Genomic DNA, 19,340 nt, shown 5'->3' with positions numbered 1-19,340 from the left:
GCGACGTGTCGCCGTGGCCCCCGTCCGCGCCGCCGATAGGCTCGCCGCATGCTCGACAACCCCCGTTCCCCCCGTGTCCGCTCCGTGGCCAAGCTCACCCGGCGCCCGGCCCGGCAGGAGACGGGGCTCTTCCTCCTCGAGGGGCCGCAGGCCGTCTCGGAGGCGCTGCGCTACCGTCCGGAACTGCTCGTCGAGTCGTTCGCGACTCCGACCGCTCTGGAGCGCCACCCCGAGATCGTCGCCGCCGCCGAGGAGGCCGACGTCGAGATCGAGTACGTGACCGAGGACGTCCTCGACGCGATGGCCGACACGGTCACGCCCCAGGGCTTCGTCTCGGTCTGCCGGCAGTTCCCGACCTCGCTGAAGGACATCGTCGCTTCGGAGCCGCGCCTGGTCGCCGTGCTCGAAGAGGTGCGCGACCCGGGCAACCTCGGCACGATCGTCCGCGCCGCCGATGCGGCCGGCGCCGACGCGGTGATCCTCACGGGACGCTCGGTCGACCTCTACAACCCGAAGGTCGTGCGCTCGACCACCGGCTCCCTGTTCCACCTCCCCGTCGCGGTCGACGCCCAGCTCGCGGACGTGCTGCAGCGGCTCGGCTCGATCGGCCTGCGCTCGGTGGCCGCGGACGTGAAGGGGGAGGACCTGCTGGACGTCCGCGCTCGCGGTGATCTCGCCCAGCCGACCGTGTGGGTGTTCGGCAACGAGGCCCGCGGGCTGGAGGACGAGTCGCTCGAGCTCGTCGACAGCGTCGTCGCAGTGCCGATCTACGGGGCGGCCGAGTCGCTCAACCTCGCGACCGCCGCGTCCGTCTGCCTGTACGAGAGCGCCTTCGCCCTGCGTTCCTGAGCGCCAGGCGCGGACGCCTGAGTGCGAGCCGGGCGTTCGGCGCGGTTATTAACCTCTGATTAAGAAAACCCTCATGATTTGACCCACCCATTCGCGTGTGATTCTCTGGCCGAATGGAAGCACCTGTGCAGGACGATCGCTCGTCCGCTCCCGTCGGAGAACCCCTCGTCGTCCTCGACGGCGTGCAGAAGCACTACGGGGAGTTCCAGGCTCTGAAGGACATCGACCTCACCATCAACCGCGGTGAGGTCGTCGTCGTCCTCGGTCCCTCCGGCTCCGGCAAGTCGACGCTCTGCCGCACGATCAACCGCCTCGAGACCATCTCTGGTGGCACGATCTCGATCGACGGGCAGAAGCTGCCGGAGGAGGGCAAGGGCCTCGCCGCGTTGCGTGCGGACGTGGGCATGGTGTTCCAGTCCTTCAACCTCTTCGCGCACAAGACGATCCTCGAGAACGTGACGCTCGGGCCGATCAAGGTCCGCAAGCTCGCCCGGAAGGCCGCCGAGGCCGAGGCGCAGGCGCTGCTCGACCGTGTCGGGGTCGGGCACCAGGCGGGCAAGACCCCGGCCCAGCTCTCGGGCGGCCAGCAGCAGCGCGTGGCCATCGCCCGCGCACTCGCGATGAAGCCCAAGGTGATGCTCTTCGACGAGCCCACCTCGGCCCTCGACCCCGAGATGATCAACGAGGTGCTCGACGTGATGGTCGGCCTCGCCAAGGACGGCATGACCATGATCGTCGTCACCCACGAGATGGGCTTCGCCCGCAAGGCCGCCGACCGCGTCGTCTTCATGGCCGACGGCGAGATCCTCGAGGACACCGACCCCGAGTCGTTCTTCACTGCGCCGCGCACCGACCGCGCCAAGGACTTCCTCTCGAAGCTCATCACCCACTGACTCCTCCCGCACCAGGAGGTGCGAGGGTCCGCGTCCGCACAGCACGCAGGACGCGGGGCCCCGCACAGCATCCATCCGACGGATCGACCCCCACCATCCCGGGGAGCGATCGGACACCGCCCGCTCAGACGGGCCACACCCAGGAAGGACGACCATGCGCACCAAGCTCATGTTCATGACCGCCGGGATCGCAGCAGCGACCCTCGCCCTCGCCGGCTGCGCCGGCGGCGACTCCGGCACCGGCGACGCCGGCGCCGGATCCGAGGAGAGCGGAGCGGCCTACGAGGTCGCCACCGACGTGACCCTCGAGGGCAGCCCCACCTTCGACGCGATGACCTCGGCCGACCAGGTCACCATCGGAGTGAAGGAGGACCAGCCCGGACTGGGCTACCTCGACGCCGCGACCGGCGAGCGCTCGGGCTTCGACATCGAGATCGCGAAGTGGATCGCGGCCTCGCTCGGCTTCTCCGAGGACCAGATCGAGTACACGGCGATCCCGTCGGCCAACCGCGAGGCGTCGATCGTGAACGGCGACATCGACTACTACGTCGGCACCTACTCGATCACCGACAAGCGCAAGGAGCAGGTCGGCTTCGCCGGACCGTACTTCGAGACCGGCCAGCAGCTGCTGGTCGCCGCGGACAACGACTCCATCGAGGGTCCGGACGACCTCACCGCTGAGACCACCGTGTGCTCGGCGACCGGGTCCACCCCGATCCAGAACATCCGCACCAACTACCCCGACGTCCCGACCGAGGAGTTCGACACGTACTCGCAGTGCGTCGACGCCCTCAACGACGGACAGGTCGACGCCGTCACCACCGACGGCGCGATCCTGATCGGCTACGCGGCGCAGAACCCGGACGAGCTCAAGGTCGTCGGCGAGCCCTTCAGCACCGAGCTCTACGGAGTCGGCCTCGCGAAAGACGACACCGCGCTGCGCGGCTTCATCAACGACATGTTCACCGAGGGCGGTGACACCTGGACCGCGATCTACGACGAGACTCTCGGCGAGTCCGGCACCGAGGTCGAGCAGCCCGCGGTCGACGCGTACTAGCAGGTTCCCCGGGGCGGTGCCGAGCGCGCCGCCCCGGGGTCCCGCCTCTCCCACCCACCTCCCGATGAAAGGGCTCGCCGCATGGATGTTCTGCTGAACAACCTCGACGTGTTCGTCCCGGCCTTCGGCAACACCCTGTTGCTCTTCGCCGTCTCGCTCGTCTTCGCCCTCCTCATCGGCACCGTCGTCGGCGCCATGCGCGTCTCGCCCGTCCCGATCGCCCGCGCGGTCGGCACGGTGTACGTCAACACCATCAGGAACACGCCGCTGACGCTCCTGATGTTCTTCTTCGCCTTCGGCTACCCGAAGCTCGATCTGCCGGACCTCGACTACACGACGCTCGCGATCTTCGCCCTCAGCCTGTACACCGCAACGTACGTCGCCGAGGTGCTGCGCTCGGGCATCAACACCGTCCCGATCGGGCAGGCCGAGGCCGCCCGCGCCATCGGCCTCGATTTCGGCCTCACGATGACCCAGGTCGTCCTGCCGCAGGCCTTCCGGTCGGTGATCCCGCCGCTGATGAGCGTGCTGATCGCCCTCCTCAAGAACACCACCGTCGCCGCGGGCTTCTCCGTCGCCGAAGCCGGCACGATCGTCCGCGAGCTCAACGAGCGCGGCGAGAACAGCCTCATCGTGGTGCTCTGGGTCGCGCTCGTGTTCGTGGTCCTGGTCACCGTGCTCTCGCTCGTCCAACGCCAGCTCGAGAAGAAGTGGAGGGTCGCCCGATGAGCTCCGTCCTCTTCGACAACCCGGGCCCCCGCGCCATCGCCCGCAACCGCCTGATCGGGGCGGTCGTCGTCCTCCTCATCGCGGCATTCCTCGCCTTCGTGCTCTGGCGCTTCGCCGAGTCGGGGCAGTTCTCCGCCGAGAAGTGGCGTGCGTTCCAGTACCCGCTCGTCTGGCAGAGCATCGGAGCGGCGCTCGGGCAGACGCTCGCCGCCTTCGCCACCGCGGGAGTCGCCAGCATCGTGCTCGGCCTGGTCCTCGCCGTCGGCCGGCTCTCGGACCGCCGGTGGATCAACATCCCGGTCACGCTCTTCATCGAGCTGTTCCGCGCGATCCCCGTCCTCATCCTGATGATGCTGATGTACTACGGGCTGCCGTTCGCCGGGCTCAAGCTCAGCCCGTACCTCGCCGTCGTCATCGCCCTGACGCTCTACAACGGCTCCGTCTTCTCCGAGATCTTCCGCGCCGGCATCGAGGCGCTGCCCCGTGGGCAGAAGGAGGCGGGCTACGCGGTCGGCCTGAGCAAGGCCGGAGTCATGCGGCTGATCCTGTTCCCGCAGGCGATCCGCTCGATGCTGCCGGTCATCATCGCGCAACTCGTAGTGGCGCTGAAGGACACCGCACTCGGCTCGATCATCACGTACAACGAGCTCCTCTACTACGCGAAGTACCTCGGCAACCAGCCGAGCCTCGACAGCCCCATCATCCCCGCCGCCATCGTGATCGGAGCGATCTACATCGGCATCTGCCTCGCCCTCTCGGGTCTGGCGAAGTGGGTCGAGATCCGCACCAAGAACAGCGGACGCCGCGGGACCGGCCACCCCGCCGCCCGTGCCACCACCGACACGGCACTGATCGCGGCGCAGGACTGAGTCGTCTGGTCCTCCACGCCGTCGGCGTGAAGGACCGCGGTCGGCTGGGTGCGTGGTGCGATCCAGGGAGCGGGGTGCGTTCGGCTAGCGCGAATCGCTGGTACGCGATTCGCGCGTTCGCCTCCGGGGATGCGGCTGGTCGTCCGCGAGGGCCTCCTCCGCCCCCCTGCTGGTCGAGTACCCGCGCAGCGGCGTATCGAGACCCACGTCTCTGAGCGCTGTCCTTCCCCCCTCTGGTCGAGTAGCCGCGAAGCGGCGTATCGATACCGACGCACTCCCGGCCTCGTGCCGTTCCGCTCGGTCCGGACGGGGACGAGGACGAGCCGCACCACGGAGCCCGCGGGAAGCCGCGCGCGACCCCTCGCCTACACTGGGGGATCGTGTCCGACAGCAACCCGATCACCGACGAGGCCGTCTCCTCAGCCGTCGCGGAGGCGCTCACCGCGATCAGCGCGGCCGGCGACTCCGCCGCCCTGAAAGCGGCCCGCTCCGCCCACCTCGGCGAGGGCTCCGCCCTCGCCCGACTGAACGCGCAGATGCGCTCCGTGCCCCCCGAGGCCAAGGCCGCCTCCGGCAAGCTCGTCGGATCCGCCCGCAAGCAGGTGGGCGACGCCTACACCGCCCGCGAGGCCGAGCTCGTCGCCGCGGAGGAGTCCGCCGCCCTCGACGCCGAGAGCGTCGACGTCACCGCCGGCGCGTCCTTCCGCCGCGTCGGTGCTCGGCACCCGCTCTCGCTCCTCCAGGAGACCATCGCGGACGTCTTCGTCGGCATGGGCTGGGAGATCGCGGAGGGCCCCGAGCTCGAGAACGAGTGGTTCAACTTCGACGCCCTGAACTTCGACGAGGACCACCCGGCCCGCGCCATGCAGGACACGTTCTTCGTCGATCCGGTCGACTCGCACCTGGTGCTGCGCACGCACACCTCGCCTGTGCAGATCCGCTCCATGCTCGAGCGCGACCTGCCCGTCTACGTCATCGCACCCGGACGCGTGTACCGCACCGACGAGCTCGACGCGACGCACACCCCTGTCTTCACGCAGTTCGAGGGCCTGGCCGTCGACCGCGGTCTGACCATGGCGCACCTGCGCGGCACGCTCGAGCACGTCGCACGACTCCTGTTCGGCGACGAGGCCCGCATCCGCCTGCGCCCCAACTACTTCCCCTTCACCGAGCCCAGCGCAGAACTCGACATCTGGCACCCGACGTTCGTCGGCGGCGCCCGGTGGATCGAGTGGGGAGGCTGCGGCATGATCAACCCGAACGTGCTGCGTGCGGCCGGAATCGACCCGGAGGAGTACTCCGGCTTCGCCTTCGGCATGGGCATCGAGCGCACGCTGATGTTCCGCAACGACGTGAAGGACATGCGCGACATGGTCGAGGGCGACGTCCGCTTCAGCGAGCAGTACGGGATGGTGATCTGATGCGCATCCCGCTGAGCTGGCTGGGCGAGTACGTCGACCTGGAGCCGGGCACGAGCACCGAGTCGGTGCACGCCGCCCTCGTCTCGGTCGGTCTCGAGGAGGAGGACGTCCACCGCTTCGACGTCTCCGGACCCGTCGTGGTCGGGCAGGTGCTCGAGTTCACGCCCGAGCCGCAGAAGAACGGCAAGACCATCAACTGGTGCTCCGTCCGCGTCGCCCCCGAGGGGCAGACGGCGGCCGACGGCGGCGAGGACGTCCGCGGCATCGTCTGCGGCGCGCACAACTTCGTCGCGGGCGACAAGGTCGTGGTCTCCCTCCCGGGTGCCGTCCTGCCCGGTCCGTTCCCCATCTCCGCGCGGAAGACGTACGGCCACGTCTCGGACGGCATGATCGCGTCGAGCCGCGAGCTCGGCCTCGGTGACGATCACGACGGCATCCTGCGCCTGGCGACCCTCGGCATCGACCCCGAGGTCGGCACCGACGCGATCGGACTGCTCGGCCTCGACGACGAGGCGGTCGAGGTCAACGTGACCCCCGATCGCGGCTACGCGTTCTCCCTCCGCGGCATCGCCCGCGAGTACGCGCACGCCACGGGTGCCGCTTTCCGCGACCCCGCCCTCGCGGTCACCGGCGTCGAGCTCTCCGAGCACGCCCCCGTGTTCCCCGTCTCGATCGAGGACGGCGCGCCGATCCGGGGCCGCGCCGGCGCCTCGGTCTTCGTGACCCGCGTCGTCCGCGGCGTCGACACCGCTCGCCCGACCCCGCCGTGGATGGTCGCGCGTCTGCGCCTCGCCGGCGTGCGGTCGATCTCGCTCGTGGTCGACATCACCAACTACGTCATGTTCGAGCTCGGCCAGCCCCTGCACGGCTACGACCTCGACGCCCTCCAGGGCGGCATCGTCGTGCGCCGGGCACAGCCGGGGGAGACCCTCGAGACGCTCGACGGGCAGACCCGCCGGCTCCACGCGGAGGACCTGGTCATCGCCGACGACGGCGGTGCGATCGGTCTCGCCGGCGTCATGGGCGGGGCCCGCACCGAGATCGGCGCGGCGACCCGGGACGTCCTGATCGAGGCCGCGAACTTCGATCCGGTGTCCGTCGCGCGCACCGCCCGCCGACACAAGCTGCCGAGCGAGGCCTCCCGCCGTTTCGAGCGCGGAGTCGATCCGCTGGTCGCCCCGATCGCCGCGGCCAGGGCCGTGCAGCTGCTCGTCGAGCTCGCCGGCGGCACTGCGGACGAGCTCGGCTCCTCCCTGACCGGCTCGGTCTCACCGCCCGTCCTGGAGCTGCCCGACGGTTACGTGTCCGCCCTCATCGGGGTCGACTACACGCCGGAGGAGATCCGGGGCTCGCTCGTCGAGATCGGCGCGAGTGTCGAGACCGGCGGCACAGGCCTCCTCGTCACTCCGCCGAGCTGGCGTCCCGACCTCACCGACAAGGCGACGCTCGCGGAGGAGGTCGCCCGGATCACCGGCTACGACCGCATCCCGTCGATCCTGCCCGTCGCTCCGCCCGGACGCGGTCTAACGACCGGGCAGCGCCTGCGCCGCACGATCGCGCAGACGCTCGCTGCTCAGGGGCTCGTCGAGGTGCTCTCGTACCCGTTCCTGTCGCGATCGATCAACGACCGGCTCGGCTCGCCGACCGGCGATCCGGTGCAGCAGGTCACCCTGGCGAACCCGCTCGATGCGACCGCGGCGCAGCTGCGCGTCACGCTGCTGCCCGGCCTCGTGCAGGTCGCCGCGCGCAACCGCTCGCGTGGGCTGACCGACCTGGCCGTCTACGAGACCGGCACCGTGTTCCTCCCGGAGGCCGACGCTCCGTTCGGCTCGGCCGTGCTGCCGCGCGGCGCCGAACGGCCCTCGGCCGAGGTCGAGCGGGCGCTCAACGCGGGCATCCCTCCGCAGCCGCTGCACGTGGCCGCGCTGCTGACCGGAGCCGCGCTGGAGCGACAGCCCGGTGTCGCGCAGCGCGACGTCGACTGGCGCGACGCGCTCGACGTCGTCCGTGCGGTCGGTGCGGCCGCCGGAGTCGAGCTCGAGATCCGCCAGGGCTCCCACGCGGCTCTGCACCCGGGTCGCACCGCCGAGGTCCTGCTCGCCGGCGCCGTCGTCGGCTACGCGGGGGAGCTGCTGCCGTCGCTGGCGGAGGAGCTCGACCTGCCGCGCCGGGTCGCCGTCGTCGAGATCGACCTCGATCCCGTCCTCGCCCGCGCGGGTGCCGTCGTCGTCGCGCGTCCTGTCGGGGCGCTGCCCGCCGCGACGCAGGACCTGTCGCTCGTCGTCCCCGTGGAGGTGCCGGCGGGCGAGGTCCGCTCGGCCGTCGCCGAGGGTGCCGGGATGCTTCTGGAGTCGCTGCGACTCGTCGACGACTACCGGGGTGCGGGCCTGGAGCAGGGGACGAAGTCGCTGACCTTCGCGCTGCGCTTCCGCGCCGCCGATCGCACTCTGACGGCCGCCGAGGCGACCGCGTCGAAGGAGAGCGGAGTCGCTCTCGCGGCCGAGCGCTTCGGCGCCCGCCTGCGCGACTGAGCGGTCCGGCCGTCCGACCCTGCGGGGCAGGCGGCCGGACCGATCGCGTCGCCCGCACGGACTAGGCTGTCGGGCATGACTTTTTCCGTGGCGGTGGCCGGTGCGAGCGGATACGCGGGCGGCGAGCTGCTGCGCCTGCTCGCCGATCACCCCGAGTTCGAGGTGCGCACAGTCACGGCGCACGCGAACGCCGGCCAGCCTCTGATCGCTCTCCAGCCGCACCTCCGGTCGCTGCGTCACCTGACGCTGGTCGACACCACGACCGAGAACCTCAGCGGTCACGACGTCGTGTTCCTCGCCCTGCCGCACGGCCGGTCGGGAGAGATCACCGCCACGCTGCCCGAGGACGTGCTCGTGGTGGACTGCGGCGCCGACCACCGGCTGAGCGACGAGCAGGACTGGGCCGACTACTACGGCGGCGAGTTCGCCGGTGCGTGGCCGTACGGACTCCCCGAGCTACTGATCGGCGGCGGCGGACGCAAGCAGCGCGAGCTCCTCGAGGGTGTGCGGCGGATCGCGGTGCCCGGCTGCAACGTCACCGCCGTCACCCTCGGTCTCGCTCCCGGTCTGCACGCCGGCGTGATCGAGCCCGGCGATCTCGTCTCCGTGCTGGCGGTCGGCCCCTCCGGCGCGGGCAAGACCCTGCGGACGGATCTGCTCGCGAGCGAGCTCCTCGGCTCCGCCCACGCCTACGGGCTCGGCGGCGCTCACCGCCACAACCCCGAGATCCGGCAGAACCTCGTGCTCGCGGGCGCCGGCCCCGTGTCGATCTCCTTCACCCCGGTGCTCGTGCCGATGTCCCGGGGCATCCTCGCCACGTCGACGGCGCGGCTCGCACCCGGGGTGTCCGCGCACGACGTGCGCGCCGCCTGGGAGGCGGCCTACGCGGACGAGACCTTCGTCCAGCTGCTGCCCGAGGGCGTGTTCCCGCGGACGGCCGACGTCGTCGGGGCGAACACCGCCCTGGTCGGCATCGGCGTCGACGAGCGCGCCCGCAGGGTGGTCGCGGTGACCGCGATCGACAACCTCGTGAAGGGCACCGCGGGCGCGGCGATCCAGTCCACCAACATCGCCCTGGGCCTCCCGGAGTCCCTGGGCCTCAGCGTGAACGGAGTCGCTCCGTGAGCGTCACAGCAGCAGCGGGTTTCGAGGCGGCCGGCGTCGTCGCGGGGCTCAAGTCGACCGGAGCGCGCGACATCGCGCTCGTCCGCAACCTCGGGCCGCTGCAGAGCGCGGCCGCCGTCTTCACGAGCAACCGGTGCAAGGCGAACCCCGTGCTCTGGAGCGAGCAGGTGATGCGAGACGGAGTCGTGTCCGCGATCGTGCTCAACTCCGGCGGCGCCAACTGCTACACCGGGTCGCAGGGCTTCCAGGTGACGCACCGCACGGCCGAGCTCGTCGGCGAGCTGCTCGAGGTCGCGGCGGGTGACGTCCTGGTCTGCTCGACCGGGCTGATCGGCGATCAGCTCGACCTCGCGAAGATCACCGGCGGAGTAACGGACGCGGCGGCGGTCCTCGCCGGTGCGACCGGCGCCGAGGCGGGCGAGGACGCCGCCCGCGCCATCATGACCACCGACACCGTGCCCAAGCAGTCGACGGTCCGCTCGGACGACGGCTGGAGCATCGGCGGCATGGCCAAGGGCGCCGGCATGCTGGCTCCGGGCCTCGCGACGATGCTCGTGGTGATCACGACCGACGCCGTCCTCGACTCCGCCGAACTCGACGCGGCACTGCGATCGTCCACGCGGGTGACCTTCGACCGGCTCGACTCCGACGGCTGCATGTCGACGAACGACACCGTCGCTCTGCTCGCCAGCGGAGCGAGCGGGGTGCGCCCCGCCGTCGACGTGTTCGCCGCCGCCCTCACCGAGGTCTGCCGCGACCTGACGCTCCAGCTCCAGGCCGATGCGGAGGGAGCCGCGCACGACGTGGCGATCCGCGTGCTGAACGCCGCGAGCGAGGACGAGGCCGTGGTCGTCGCCCGCGCGGTCTCCCGCAGCAATCTCTTCAAGGCCGCGATCTTCGGCAACGACCCGAACTGGGGCCGCGTCCTGGCGGCTGTCGGAACGACCGACGCCGAGTTCGACCCGTACGGCATCGACGTCGCGATCAACGGGGTGCAGGTCTGCCGCGCCGGCGAGCCCTTCGAGAGCCGCGACCTGGTCGATCTCGCTCCGCGGGCGGTCTCGGTCGACATCGACCTGCATGCGGGAGTGGCCACCGCGACCATCTGGACGAACGATCTCACGCACGACTACGTGCACGAGAACTCGGCCTACTCGAGCTGAGGCGGACATGGACCACGACACGCACACCGAGGCGGAGGGCATCGCCCTGCGCGCCGACGCGGGCGCGAAGGCGGGCACGCTCATCGAGGCGCTGCCCTGGCTGAAGCGCTTCCACGGCCGCACGATGGTGATCAAGTTCGGCGGCAACGCCATGGTGTCGGAGGAGCTGCAGCGCGCCTTCGCGCAGGACATCGTCTACCTGCGCTACGCCGGCATCCGGCCGGTCGTCGTGCACGGGGGAGGACCCCAGATCACGCGGATGCTGGACAGGCTCGGCATCACGAGCGAATTCCGGGGCGGGTACCGCGTGACGAGCCCCGAGGCGATGGAGGTCGTCCGGATGGTGCTCACCGGGCAGATCAGCCGCGACATCGTCCGCCGGATCAACGAGCACGGACCGCTGGCCGCCGGGATATCCGGAGAGGACGCCGGGCTGTTCCTCGGCCGCAGGCGCGGTGTCGTCCTCGACGGTGTCGAGCACGACCTGGGGCTCGTGGGCGATGTGGTCGCGGTCGACCCGGCCGCCGTGCTCGCGCAGCTCGAGGCCGGCCGCATCCCCGTGGTGTCCTCGATCGCGCCCGACTCCGATGACCCGACTCAATCGCTGAACGTCAACGCCGATGCGGCCGCTGCCGCGCTCGCGGTGGCTCTGGGCGCCGAGAAGCTGGTGATCCTGACGGACGTCCCCGGCCTCTACTCCGACTGGCCGAACCGCGACTCCCTCGTCTCGCAGATCTCCTCCGACGAGCTCATCGCCCTGCTGCCGTCGCTCGAGTCAGGCATGATCCCCAAGATGACGGCGTGCCTGGACGCGGTGCAGGGCGGCGTCCCCAAGGCGGCGATCATCGACGGCCGTCTGCCCCACTCCGTGCTCCTCGAGGTGTTCACGAGCGAGGGCGTCGGCACCGAGGTCGTCGCCTCCCCGCCGGCGGACGACCGGGAGCGAACGTCGGGCCGCTGACCTCTCAGCGGCCCCGGCTCCGAGCGCCCATCCATCCGGATCCGCGCACCGACGGCCCCCTCGGCCGGTCCGCTCGCTCAGAAAGGCTCGCCATGTCCTCCGACTCCGTTCTCACCGACTCCCGCACCGACCAGGCGCGCGACCGCTATGCCGCGGCGATGATGCGCACCTTCGCCGCTCCGCTCGCCGTCCTCGAGCGGGGCGAGGGCTGCCGCGTCTGGGACGTCGACGGGCGCGAGTACCTCGACTTCCTCGGTGGGATCGCGGTGAACTCGCTCGGCCACGCCCATCCGGTGTTCGTCGAGGCGGTGGCCCGTCAGGCGGGCGCGATCGCCCACGTCTCCAACTACTTCGCCACCGCCCCGCAGATCGCGCTCGCCGAGAAGCTCCGCGAGCTGAGCGGAGCGGGGGAAGCGGGCCGTGTCTACTTCGCCAACTCCGGAACGGAGGCGAACGAGGCCGCGTTCAAGCTCGCCCGGTTGAACGTCCAGGGCGGCCCCCGCCCGCGGATCCTCGCACTTCACGGCGCGTTCCACGGCCGCACCATGGGCGCACTGGCGCTGACGGCGAAGGCGTCCATGCGGGCGCCGTTCGAGCCGATGCCGTCCGGAGTCGAGCACATCGACGCCACGGTCGAGGCGCTCGGGCAGGCGATCGACGGCTCGGTCGCCGCGCTCGTCGTCGAGCCGATCCAGGGGGAGGCGGGGGTCGTCCCGCTCCCGGACGGCTTCCTGGAGCGGGCTCGCGAGCTCACCCTGCAGCACGGCGCTCTCCTGATCGTCGACGAGATCCAGACCGGAGTGGGGCGGACCGGCCACTGGTTCGCCTTCCAGCGAGCCGGGATCGTCCCCGATGCGATCACGCTCGCGAAGGGACTCGGCGGCGGCTTCCCCGTCGGCGCGCTGGTCACCTTCGGTCGGGCGTCCGAGCTGTTCCAGAAGGGGCATCACGGCAGCACCTTCGGCGGCAACCCGCTGGCCACCGCGGTGGCGGGAGCCGTGATCGGCGAGATCGAGCGGGCCGGTCTGCTCGACAACGCCCGGCAGCGCGGGGCGCAGATCGTGCGCGCCGTCGAGGCCCTCGGCTCGCCCCTGATCGGCGGCGTCCGCGGAGCGGGGCTGCTCCTCGGGATCGCACTGACCGAGCCCGTCGCGGCCGAGCTCGCCGCCGCGGCCCTCGCCGAGGGCCTGATCGTCAACGCGGCGAACGAGACCAGCATCCGCCTCGCGCCTCCCCTCATCATCACCGCCGACGACGTCGACGACTTCGCCGCCCGCTTCGGCCGCGCTGTCGCGGCGATCACCTCCGACCATTCCTCCACCGAAAGCGACCCGCGCCCGTGACCCGCCACTTCCTCCGCGACGACGACATCACCCCCGCCGAGCAGGCCGAGATCCTCGACCTCGCCCTCGAGCTCAAGCGCGACCGGTGGTCGCGCACGCCGTTGCAGGGCCCGCAGACCGTCGCCGTGATCTTCGACAAGTCCTCGACGCGCACCCGGGTGTCCTTCGCCGTCGGCATCGCCGACCTCGGCGGGTCGCCGCTGATCATCTCGACGGCGAGCAGCCAGCTCGGCGGCAAGGAGACCGCGTCGGACACCGCGCGCGTCCTCGAACGGCAGGTGGCCGCGATCGTCTGGCGCACCTACGCGCAGTCCGGTCTCGAGGAGATGGCGCGCGGCACGCGGGTCCCCGTCGTCAACGCGCTGTCCGACGAGTTCCACCCGTGCCAGCTGCTCGCGGATCTGCTGACCATCCGCGAGCACCGCGGGCGCCTGGCCGGGCTCACCCTGACCTTCTTCGGCGACGGAGCGAGCAACATGGCGCACTCCTACCTGCTCGCGGGGGCCACGGCCGGCATGCACGTGCGCATCGTGTCTCCCGAGAGCTACTCTCCCGACCCCGCCGTGCTGGCCGACGCTCAGCGCATCGCCGCGGGCACGGGCGGCTCGGCGACCACGACGACCGATCCGGCCGAGGGAGCCGCCGGCTCCGACATCGTGATCACCGACACCTGGGTGTCGATGGGCAAGGAGGAGGAGAAGGCGGAGCGCGTCGCGACGTTCGGCGCCTACCGGGTCGACGCGGGCACCATGGCCGCCGCCGCCCCCGACGCCCTCTTCCTGCACTGCCTCCCGGCCGACCGCGGCTACGAGGTCACCTCCGAGGTGATCGACGGGCCGCAGAGCGTGATCTGGGACGAGGCCGAGAACCGGCTCCACGCGCAGAAGGCCCTCCTCGTCTGGCTCCTCGAGCGCGCGGGCGAGCCCGCCGCCGCTCAGTAGACTCGACAGCCGACCCCGAGGAGAACCATGACGGAACGACCCTCCGCCCGCGCGGGCGAGGCCGGCGCTCTCTGGGGCGGCCGGTTCGCCGGCGGCCCGTCGCCCGAGCTCGCCGCTCTCTCGAAGTCGACGCACTTCGACTGGCAGCTGGCCGCGTACGACCTCGCCGGCTCCCGCGCCCACGCGCGAGCACTCGCGGCCGCGGGCTACCTCGACGAGGCCGAGCTCTCCGGGATGCTGGCCGCACTCGAGCGCCTCGGCGCCGCCGTCGCCGAGGGCCGCTTCGTCGCGGAGGACTCCGACGAGGACGTGCACGGCGCGCTCGAGCGGGGCCTGATGCTCGAAGCGGGGCCCGAGCTCGGCGGCAAGCTGCGCGCGGGCCGCTCCCGCAACGACCAGATCGCGACCTTCGTGCGGATGTACCTCCGCGATCACGCCGCCGTCATCGCCGAGCAGGTGGTCCAGCTGATCGACGCGATCGCCGCCCAGGCCTCGGCCCACCCCGGCGCGATCATGCCCGGGCGCACGCACCTCCAGCACGCGCAGCCCGTGCTGCTCGCGCACCATCTGCTCGCTCATGCGTGGGCGCTGCTGCGCGATCTGGAGCGACTGCGCGACTGGGGCGTCCGCGCCGACGTCTCGCCCTACGGTTCCGGAGCCCTCGCGGGCTCGACCCTCGGTCTCGACGCCGAGGCGGTGGCGCTCGAGCTCGGCTTCGCCGCGAGCGTCCCCAACTCGATCGACGGCACGGCGAGCCGCGACCTCGTCGCCGAGTTCGCCTTCGTCGCCGCGATGATCGGAGTCGACGTCTCGCGGATCGCGGAGGAGATCATCCTCTGGAACACCCGCGAGTTCGCGTTCGTCACCCTCGACGACGGCTACTCGACCGGGTCCTCGATCATGCCGCAGAAGAAGAACCCCGACATCGCCGAGCTCGCGCGCGGCAAGGCGGGCCGTCTGCTCGGCAACCTGACGGGTCTGCTCGCGACGCTCAAGGCGCTGCCGCTCGCGTACAACCGCGATCTGCAGGAGGACAAGGAGCCGGTCTTCGACTCGGTCACGACCCTCGAGGTCCTGCTGCCCGCGTTCAGCGGGATGATCGCGACGCTGACCTTCCACACCGAGCGCATGGCGGAGCTCGCACCGCAGGGCTACTCGCTCGCCACCGATGTCGCCGAATGGCTGGTCAAGAAGCACGTCCCGTTCCGCGACGCGCACGAGATCACGGGCGAGCTCGTGAAGGCGGCGGAGCAACGCGGCCTCGGTCTCGACGAGCTCGACGACGAGGCCCTCTCGGCCGTGTCGCCGCTGCTCACGCCCGACGTGCGCTCCGTGCTCTCGCTCGAGGGCTCCGTCGCGAGCCGTGACGGCGTCGGCGGAACGGCGCCGGACCGGGTCGCGGAGCAGCTCGCCCGGCTGACCGAGCGCGTGCGCGTGGTGCGCTCGTCGCTCCGGGGGGAGCGCTGATGACCTTGCGTCGCGACGACGACGACGACGATCAGCGTCGGACGCTGCGCCCCTGGCAGCAGCGCACGCTCGTCGTCGTGGCGTCGGTGATCATCGTGGCCGTCGTCCTCATCACGGTGATGACCGGCCAGAGCTTCTTCTAGAGCGTGCTGCCGCCGATCGATCTGGGCCGCTCCGCGCTGGACGTCGCGCCGGATCTGCTCGGCTGCACCCTCGTGCACCGCACCGTCGAGGGGGCGGTGGCGGTCCGTCTCACGGAGGTCGAGGCGTACCTCGGCGTGGGGGAGGACCCCGGCTCGCACGCCTACCGGCGGCGCACCGACCGGACCGCGCCCATGTTCGGCCCTCCCGGCACCGTGTACGCGTACTTCACCTACGGCATGCACACCTGCGTCAACATCGTCTGCGCTCCCGAGGGAACCGCGTCCGCCGTGCTGCTGCGCGCGGGCGAGATCGTGGAGGGTGTCGCGCTCGCGCGAACGCGGCGGGGCACCGCGACGGATCGGGATCTCGCGCGAGGACCGGCCCGACTCGCGCAGGCGCTCGGGGTCCTGCTGTCGGAGTCGGGCGATCCCCTCGAGGCGTCGTTCGAGCTGCGTCCGCGATCCGTTCCGGTGGTGGTGCTGGCCACGCCGCGGACAGGGGTGGCGGGACCCGGAGGCGGTCCCGAGTTCCCGTGGCGGTTCTCGATCGCCGAGGAGCCGACGGTCTCGCCGTACCGGCCCGCGGTGCCGCGTCGGCGACCGGGCGGGACTCAGCCCGCCAGGTAGATCCGCCCCAGCGTGCCCAGCGCCGCCGCCCACGCCAGGCTCGCGAGTGTGCCGATGATGAACCGCTCGCGCGCCTCCGGCGAGGCGAGCTCGCTGAACCGCCCGACGCCCTTCACGGCGACCACGACGGCCACTCCCTCGGGGATGCCGCTCATCAAAGCGCCCGCGGTGGCGAGGCGTTCGAGGAGACCGATGGTGATGCCTCCGCGCAGGACCTCGATGGGCTGGCCGATGGCGGTCGGAGCAGCGGTCGCCGGGCGCGGAGCGGCGATCATGATGCCGCCGTGGACGCCCGCCCGCGCATCGGCGGTCGCGAGATCGAGGGTCAGCAGCACGGCGGGTCCGCCGCCGAGGACCGCGAGGGCGAAGGCGAGCGTGGCGACGAGGAGCGCGACGGGCGCGGGGGCGGCCGCCGCGCCCAGACCCGTCAGCAGGAACGCCGCGGCGACTCCTCCGAGGGGGATCCACGCGAGAGCGGGTCGTCGCAACTGCAGGGCGAGGACGGTCCCGACGAGCGCCGCGACGAGGACGAGGACGACCCCGGTCGTGGCGGCGGCCTGCACCGTGGCGGCCACGGTGTCGCTCAGTGCTGTGCGGGGCGGGATCATCGCTCGGTCCTTCCGTCGGTGGGGTCGAGCGTACGGTCGACCACCGTCAGCAGTCGGACGAGGGCATCCGCGGCGGGTCCGTCGACCCGAGCGCTCGCCGCGCGGACCCGGAGGCTCACCGCCTGCGGAGTCACGGAGAGCTGTGCGGCGGCCTCCTTCTGGCTGCTCCCGGCTGCGAGGAGGTCGATGATCTCCCATCCGGCGTCCGATCGCGCATCGCGCAGGTGCAGCAGCGGATCGAAGAGCGCCTGGGCGTCGGGGACCGACGGGAAGGACCCGCTTCTCGCATCCGGATCGAGCGCGAAGCGCGCGGGCCTGGTCTTGGCGCTCTCGACCGCGCGCCGGGCCGCGAAGAAGGCGTCGCCGGTCGCGGCTCTGATGGTGCGGGGGAGGGGGCGCTCGACGGAGCCGATCCCCAGGCCGATGCTCCAATGACCGCTGCGGTGGAGCGCGAGCACGAGGGGGACGACCGCGCTCGCCGATTCGAGGACGCACTGGAACTCGTCGCCGGCGGTGCGCTCCGGAGGCAGCACCAGGTCGTCGGGTCTGTCGGCGGTCAGCCGCGCGATCGCGTCGTCGACGCGGTCCGAGTCGTGGCGGCTGTCGCGCTGGTCGGCTGTGATGACGAACATGAGGACCTCCGCTATCAAGTATCCACGCTTGATTCGTGGAGATCAAGCCCCCACGCTTGATCCACCCCGCGGTGGGCGCCCGACCGACGGTACCCTTGACCGGTGATCGATCAGGCACCCACCGGCTCCGCTTCGCACCCCCTGCTGGACCCGAGCTTCGACAACGTCTGGGACGAGATCGTCTGGCGCGGTTCGGTGCACGTCTCGACCGATCGAGAGGCGCTCCGGGAGCTCCTCGCCGGCGACCCGATCACCTACTACTGCGGTTTCGATCCCACGGCGCCGAGCCTGCATCTCGGCAACCTCGTCCAGCTGATCCTGATGAGGCGCTTCCAGCTCGCGGGGCACCGCCCCCTCGGTCTCGTCGGCGGGTCCACGGGGCTGATCGGAGACCCCCGCCCCACGGCGGAGCGGACGCTCAACACCCGGGAGACCGTGTCCGAGTGGGTCGAGAAGCTCCAGCGGCAGGTGTCCCGGTTCCTGTCGACCGACGGGGACAGCGCTCTGCGCCTCGTGAACAACCTGGACTGGACGGCGCCGCTGTCGGCGATCGACTTCCTGCGCGAGATCGGGAAGCACTTCCGGGTCGGCACGATGATCAAGAAGGACGCCGTCAGCGCGCGTCTCAACTCGGACGCCGGCATCAGCTACACCGAGTTCAGCTACCAGATCCTGCAGGGCCTGGACTTCCTCGAGCTCCACCGCCAGTACGGCTGCGTCCTGCAGACCGGCGGGAGCGACCAGTGGGGCAACCTGACGAGCGGCACCGATCTGATCCACCGCACCGAGGGGGTCTCGGTGCACGCGATCGGCACCCCGCTGGTGATGAACTCCGACGGCACCAAGTTCGGGAAGAGCGAGGGCAACGCCGTGTGGCTCGATCCCGAGTTGACGAGCCCGTACGCGTTCCACCAGTTCTGGCTCAATGTCGACGACAGCGACGTGGTGGACCGGCTCAAGGTGTTCACGTTCCTCCCCAGGACCGAGATCGAGCGCCTCGCAGAGGCGACCGCGACGGCCCCGTTCAAGCGCGAGGCGCAGCGCGCCCTCGCGTGGGAGGTCACGTCTCTCGTGCACGGCGAGGACGTGACGCGCGCGGTCGAGGCCGCCGCCTCCGCCCTGTTCGGTCGCGGCTCTCTGGACAGGATCGACCCCGGGATCCTCCGGGGGGCGCTCGCCGCCGTGCGCACCATCGAGGCGGACCCCTCCACCCCCGTGATCCAGGCGGTGGTCGAGGCGGGACTCGCGACGAGCCTCGGTGAGGCCCGTCGGGGCATCGCCCAGGGAGGGATCTCGGTGAACAACACCGTGGTGACCCAGGACTCCGCCCTGCTGGGCGACCTCCCTCTGATCGACGGGATCGCCGTGCTGCGCCGGGGCAAGAAGAGCTTCGCCGGCGCGTTCGTGGCACCGGAGGCCTGAGGCGACACGCCCGGGCTGCGAACGATTTGCGGCCCTGCGAAACATCGACGTAATGTAACTCCTCGTCACCCCAAAGGAGCGGCGAGCGAGAGTCGGACGCAGAGCGTCGAGACCAGTTCGTCGGCCTCAAGCGGGGACCATCCCCTCACTCCACCGCCTGTTAGAGATTCGTCTCTTGAAGGCTTCGGATCGTGAGCGTAAGATGTACAGCCTCTGCAGGACTTCGGTCCCGGCTTCGAAGCGACATCGTCACCGGCAACGGAGACGACGAGCGGATGAAGGCTTCGGAAGGCGATCGTGACGATCGTCGTGCTCCTCGTGAACACGGCAGTCGAACCGAGAGCTCGTCGGCGCCGACATCACGAAGAAGCCGATTTGACACGGCCTGCGGATGTGCTAAGTTAGTCGAGTTGCCACGGGGGCGATCGGAACTGCGGTTCTGATAAGCCTAACCGGTCTCGGCACTGGAAACAAATCGAAGGCCTCCGGGTCTTCGCGAATACTTCGATCACTCTCGTTGTGAAGCTCCTTTGTGGGGTGGAGGCGGGGTGTGTCCGAT

At 71.0% G+C, this 19,340-nt stretch carries 18 protein-coding genes; 16 read left to right on the top strand and 2 right to left on the bottom strand.

Features of this window, described 5'->3' with window-relative positions; translation table 11 throughout:
• The first annotated feature begins 48 nt into the window (after positions 1–48).
• The 15 genes from ASF46_RS10325 (at position 49) to ASF46_RS10260 (ending at position 16,119) form a co-directional block, all read left to right on the top strand.
• Positions 49–849 carry a TrmH family RNA methyltransferase gene (locus ASF46_RS10325; RefSeq protein ID WP_056867562.1) on the top strand — a complete coding sequence of 267 codons (801 nt, stop codon included), beginning with the start codon at positions 49–51 and terminating at the stop codon, positions 847–849.
• Positions 850–974: 125 nt separating this feature from the next.
• Positions 975–1,742 (top strand): amino acid ABC transporter ATP-binding protein, encoded by a 768-nt coding sequence (locus tag ASF46_RS10320; protein ID WP_235576920.1) that lies wholly within the window; start codon positions 975–977, stop codon positions 1,740–1,742.
• A gap of 154 nt (positions 1,743–1,896) precedes the next feature.
• Positions 1,897–2,799: a glutamate ABC transporter substrate-binding protein gene (locus ASF46_RS10315; RefSeq protein WP_055793283.1), complete on the top strand. Its 903-nt coding sequence runs from the start codon at positions 1,897–1,899 to the stop codon at positions 2,797–2,799.
• Between the two features lie 81 nt (positions 2,800–2,880).
• Positions 2,881–3,528 (top strand): amino acid ABC transporter permease, encoded by a 648-nt coding sequence (locus ASF46_RS10310; RefSeq protein WP_055793280.1) that lies wholly within the window; start codon positions 2,881–2,883, stop codon positions 3,526–3,528.
• Positions 3,525–4,397 carry an amino acid ABC transporter permease gene (locus ASF46_RS10305; RefSeq protein ID WP_056868531.1) on the top strand — a complete coding sequence of 291 codons (873 nt, stop codon included), beginning with the start codon at positions 3,525–3,527 and terminating at the stop codon, positions 4,395–4,397. The genes ASF46_RS10310 and ASF46_RS10305 overlap by 4 nt, the downstream gene beginning before the upstream one ends.
• A 380-nt stretch (positions 4,398–4,777) precedes the next feature.
• Positions 4,778–5,818 carry a phenylalanine--tRNA ligase subunit alpha gene (gene pheS / locus ASF46_RS10300; RefSeq protein WP_056867560.1) on the top strand — a complete coding sequence of 347 codons (1,041 nt, stop codon included), beginning with the start codon at positions 4,778–4,780 and terminating at the stop codon, positions 5,816–5,818.
• Complete coding sequence (gene pheT / locus ASF46_RS10295) at positions 5,818–8,349, top strand: phenylalanine--tRNA ligase subunit beta (protein WP_056867559.1); 2,532 nt, start codon at positions 5,818–5,820, stop codon at positions 8,347–8,349. Before pheS ends, pheT begins: the two co-directional genes overlap by 1 nt.
• Positions 8,350–8,424: 75 nt before the next feature.
• A complete protein-coding gene (gene argC / locus ASF46_RS10290) occupies positions 8,425–9,474 on the top strand; it encodes an N-acetyl-gamma-glutamyl-phosphate reductase (RefSeq protein WP_056867558.1) in 1,050 nt (349 codons plus the stop codon).
• On the top strand, positions 9,471–10,637 hold the full coding sequence (argJ, locus tag ASF46_RS10285) for a bifunctional glutamate N-acetyltransferase/amino-acid acetyltransferase ArgJ (RefSeq protein WP_056867557.1): 1,167 nt from the start codon (positions 9,471–9,473) through the stop codon (positions 10,635–10,637). The genes argC and argJ overlap by 4 nt, the downstream gene beginning before the upstream one ends.
• A gap of 7 nt (positions 10,638–10,644) precedes the next feature.
• Positions 10,645–11,598, top strand: a complete 954-nt coding sequence (gene argB / locus ASF46_RS10280) for an acetylglutamate kinase (RefSeq protein WP_056867556.1) — start codon at positions 10,645–10,647, stop codon at positions 11,596–11,598.
• 92 nt (positions 11,599–11,690) lie between these two features.
• Positions 11,691–12,941: an acetylornithine transaminase gene (locus ASF46_RS10275; protein WP_082485427.1), complete on the top strand. Its 1,251-nt coding sequence runs from the start codon at positions 11,691–11,693 to the stop codon at positions 12,939–12,941.
• Positions 12,938–13,882, top strand: a complete 945-nt coding sequence (gene argF / locus ASF46_RS10270) for an ornithine carbamoyltransferase (protein ID WP_056867555.1) — start codon at positions 12,938–12,940, stop codon at positions 13,880–13,882. Before ASF46_RS10275 ends, argF begins: the two co-directional genes overlap by 4 nt.
• A gap of 27 nt (positions 13,883–13,909) precedes the next feature.
• Complete coding sequence (gene argH / locus ASF46_RS10265; RefSeq protein ID WP_056867554.1) at positions 13,910–15,349, top strand: argininosuccinate lyase; 1,440 nt, start codon at positions 13,910–13,912, stop codon at positions 15,347–15,349.
• Entirely contained in the window at positions 15,349–15,492 is a 144-nt protein-coding gene (locus ASF46_RS19145; RefSeq protein ID WP_157602434.1) for a hypothetical protein, read from the top strand. The genes argH and ASF46_RS19145 overlap by 1 nt, the downstream gene beginning before the upstream one ends.
• A gap of 3 nt (positions 15,493–15,495) precedes the next feature.
• The gene (locus ASF46_RS10260) at positions 15,496–16,119 is read left to right on the top strand and encodes a DNA-3-methyladenine glycosylase (protein ID WP_056867553.1); all 624 of its coding nucleotides are present in this window, start codon (positions 15,496–15,498) and stop codon (positions 16,117–16,119) included.
• Here the strand turns inward: ASF46_RS10260 and ASF46_RS10255 are convergent.
• Both ASF46_RS10255 and ASF46_RS10250 read right to left on the bottom strand, forming a co-directional pair.
• Positions 16,104–16,727 (bottom strand): hypothetical protein, encoded by a 624-nt coding sequence (locus tag ASF46_RS10255; protein ID WP_056867552.1) that lies wholly within the window; start codon positions 16,725–16,727, stop codon positions 16,104–16,106. The two genes, ASF46_RS10260 and ASF46_RS10255, sit on opposite strands and share 16 nt — an antisense overlap.
• Positions 16,724–17,359 carry a hypothetical protein gene (locus tag ASF46_RS10250; RefSeq protein ID WP_056867551.1) on the bottom strand — a complete coding sequence of 212 codons (636 nt, stop codon included), beginning with the start codon at positions 17,357–17,359 and terminating at the stop codon, positions 16,724–16,726. The genes ASF46_RS10255 and ASF46_RS10250 overlap by 4 nt, the downstream gene beginning before the upstream one ends.
• A gap of 102 nt (positions 17,360–17,461) precedes the next feature.
• On the opposite strand from ASF46_RS10250, the gene tyrS reads away from it, so the two are divergent.
• Positions 17,462–18,781: a tyrosine--tRNA ligase gene (tyrS, locus tag ASF46_RS10245; protein ID WP_157602431.1), complete on the top strand. Its 1,320-nt coding sequence runs from the start codon at positions 17,462–17,464 to the stop codon at positions 18,779–18,781.
• Positions 18,782–19,340: the final 559 nt, after the last annotated feature.

The sequence above is a fragment of the Rathayibacter sp. Leaf296 genome (assembly GCF_001423045.1).
Lineage (GTDB): Bacteria > Actinomycetota > Actinomycetes > Actinomycetales > Microbacteriaceae > Rathayibacter > Rathayibacter caricis.
This window is presented reverse-complemented; position numbering and strand designations above follow the sequence as displayed.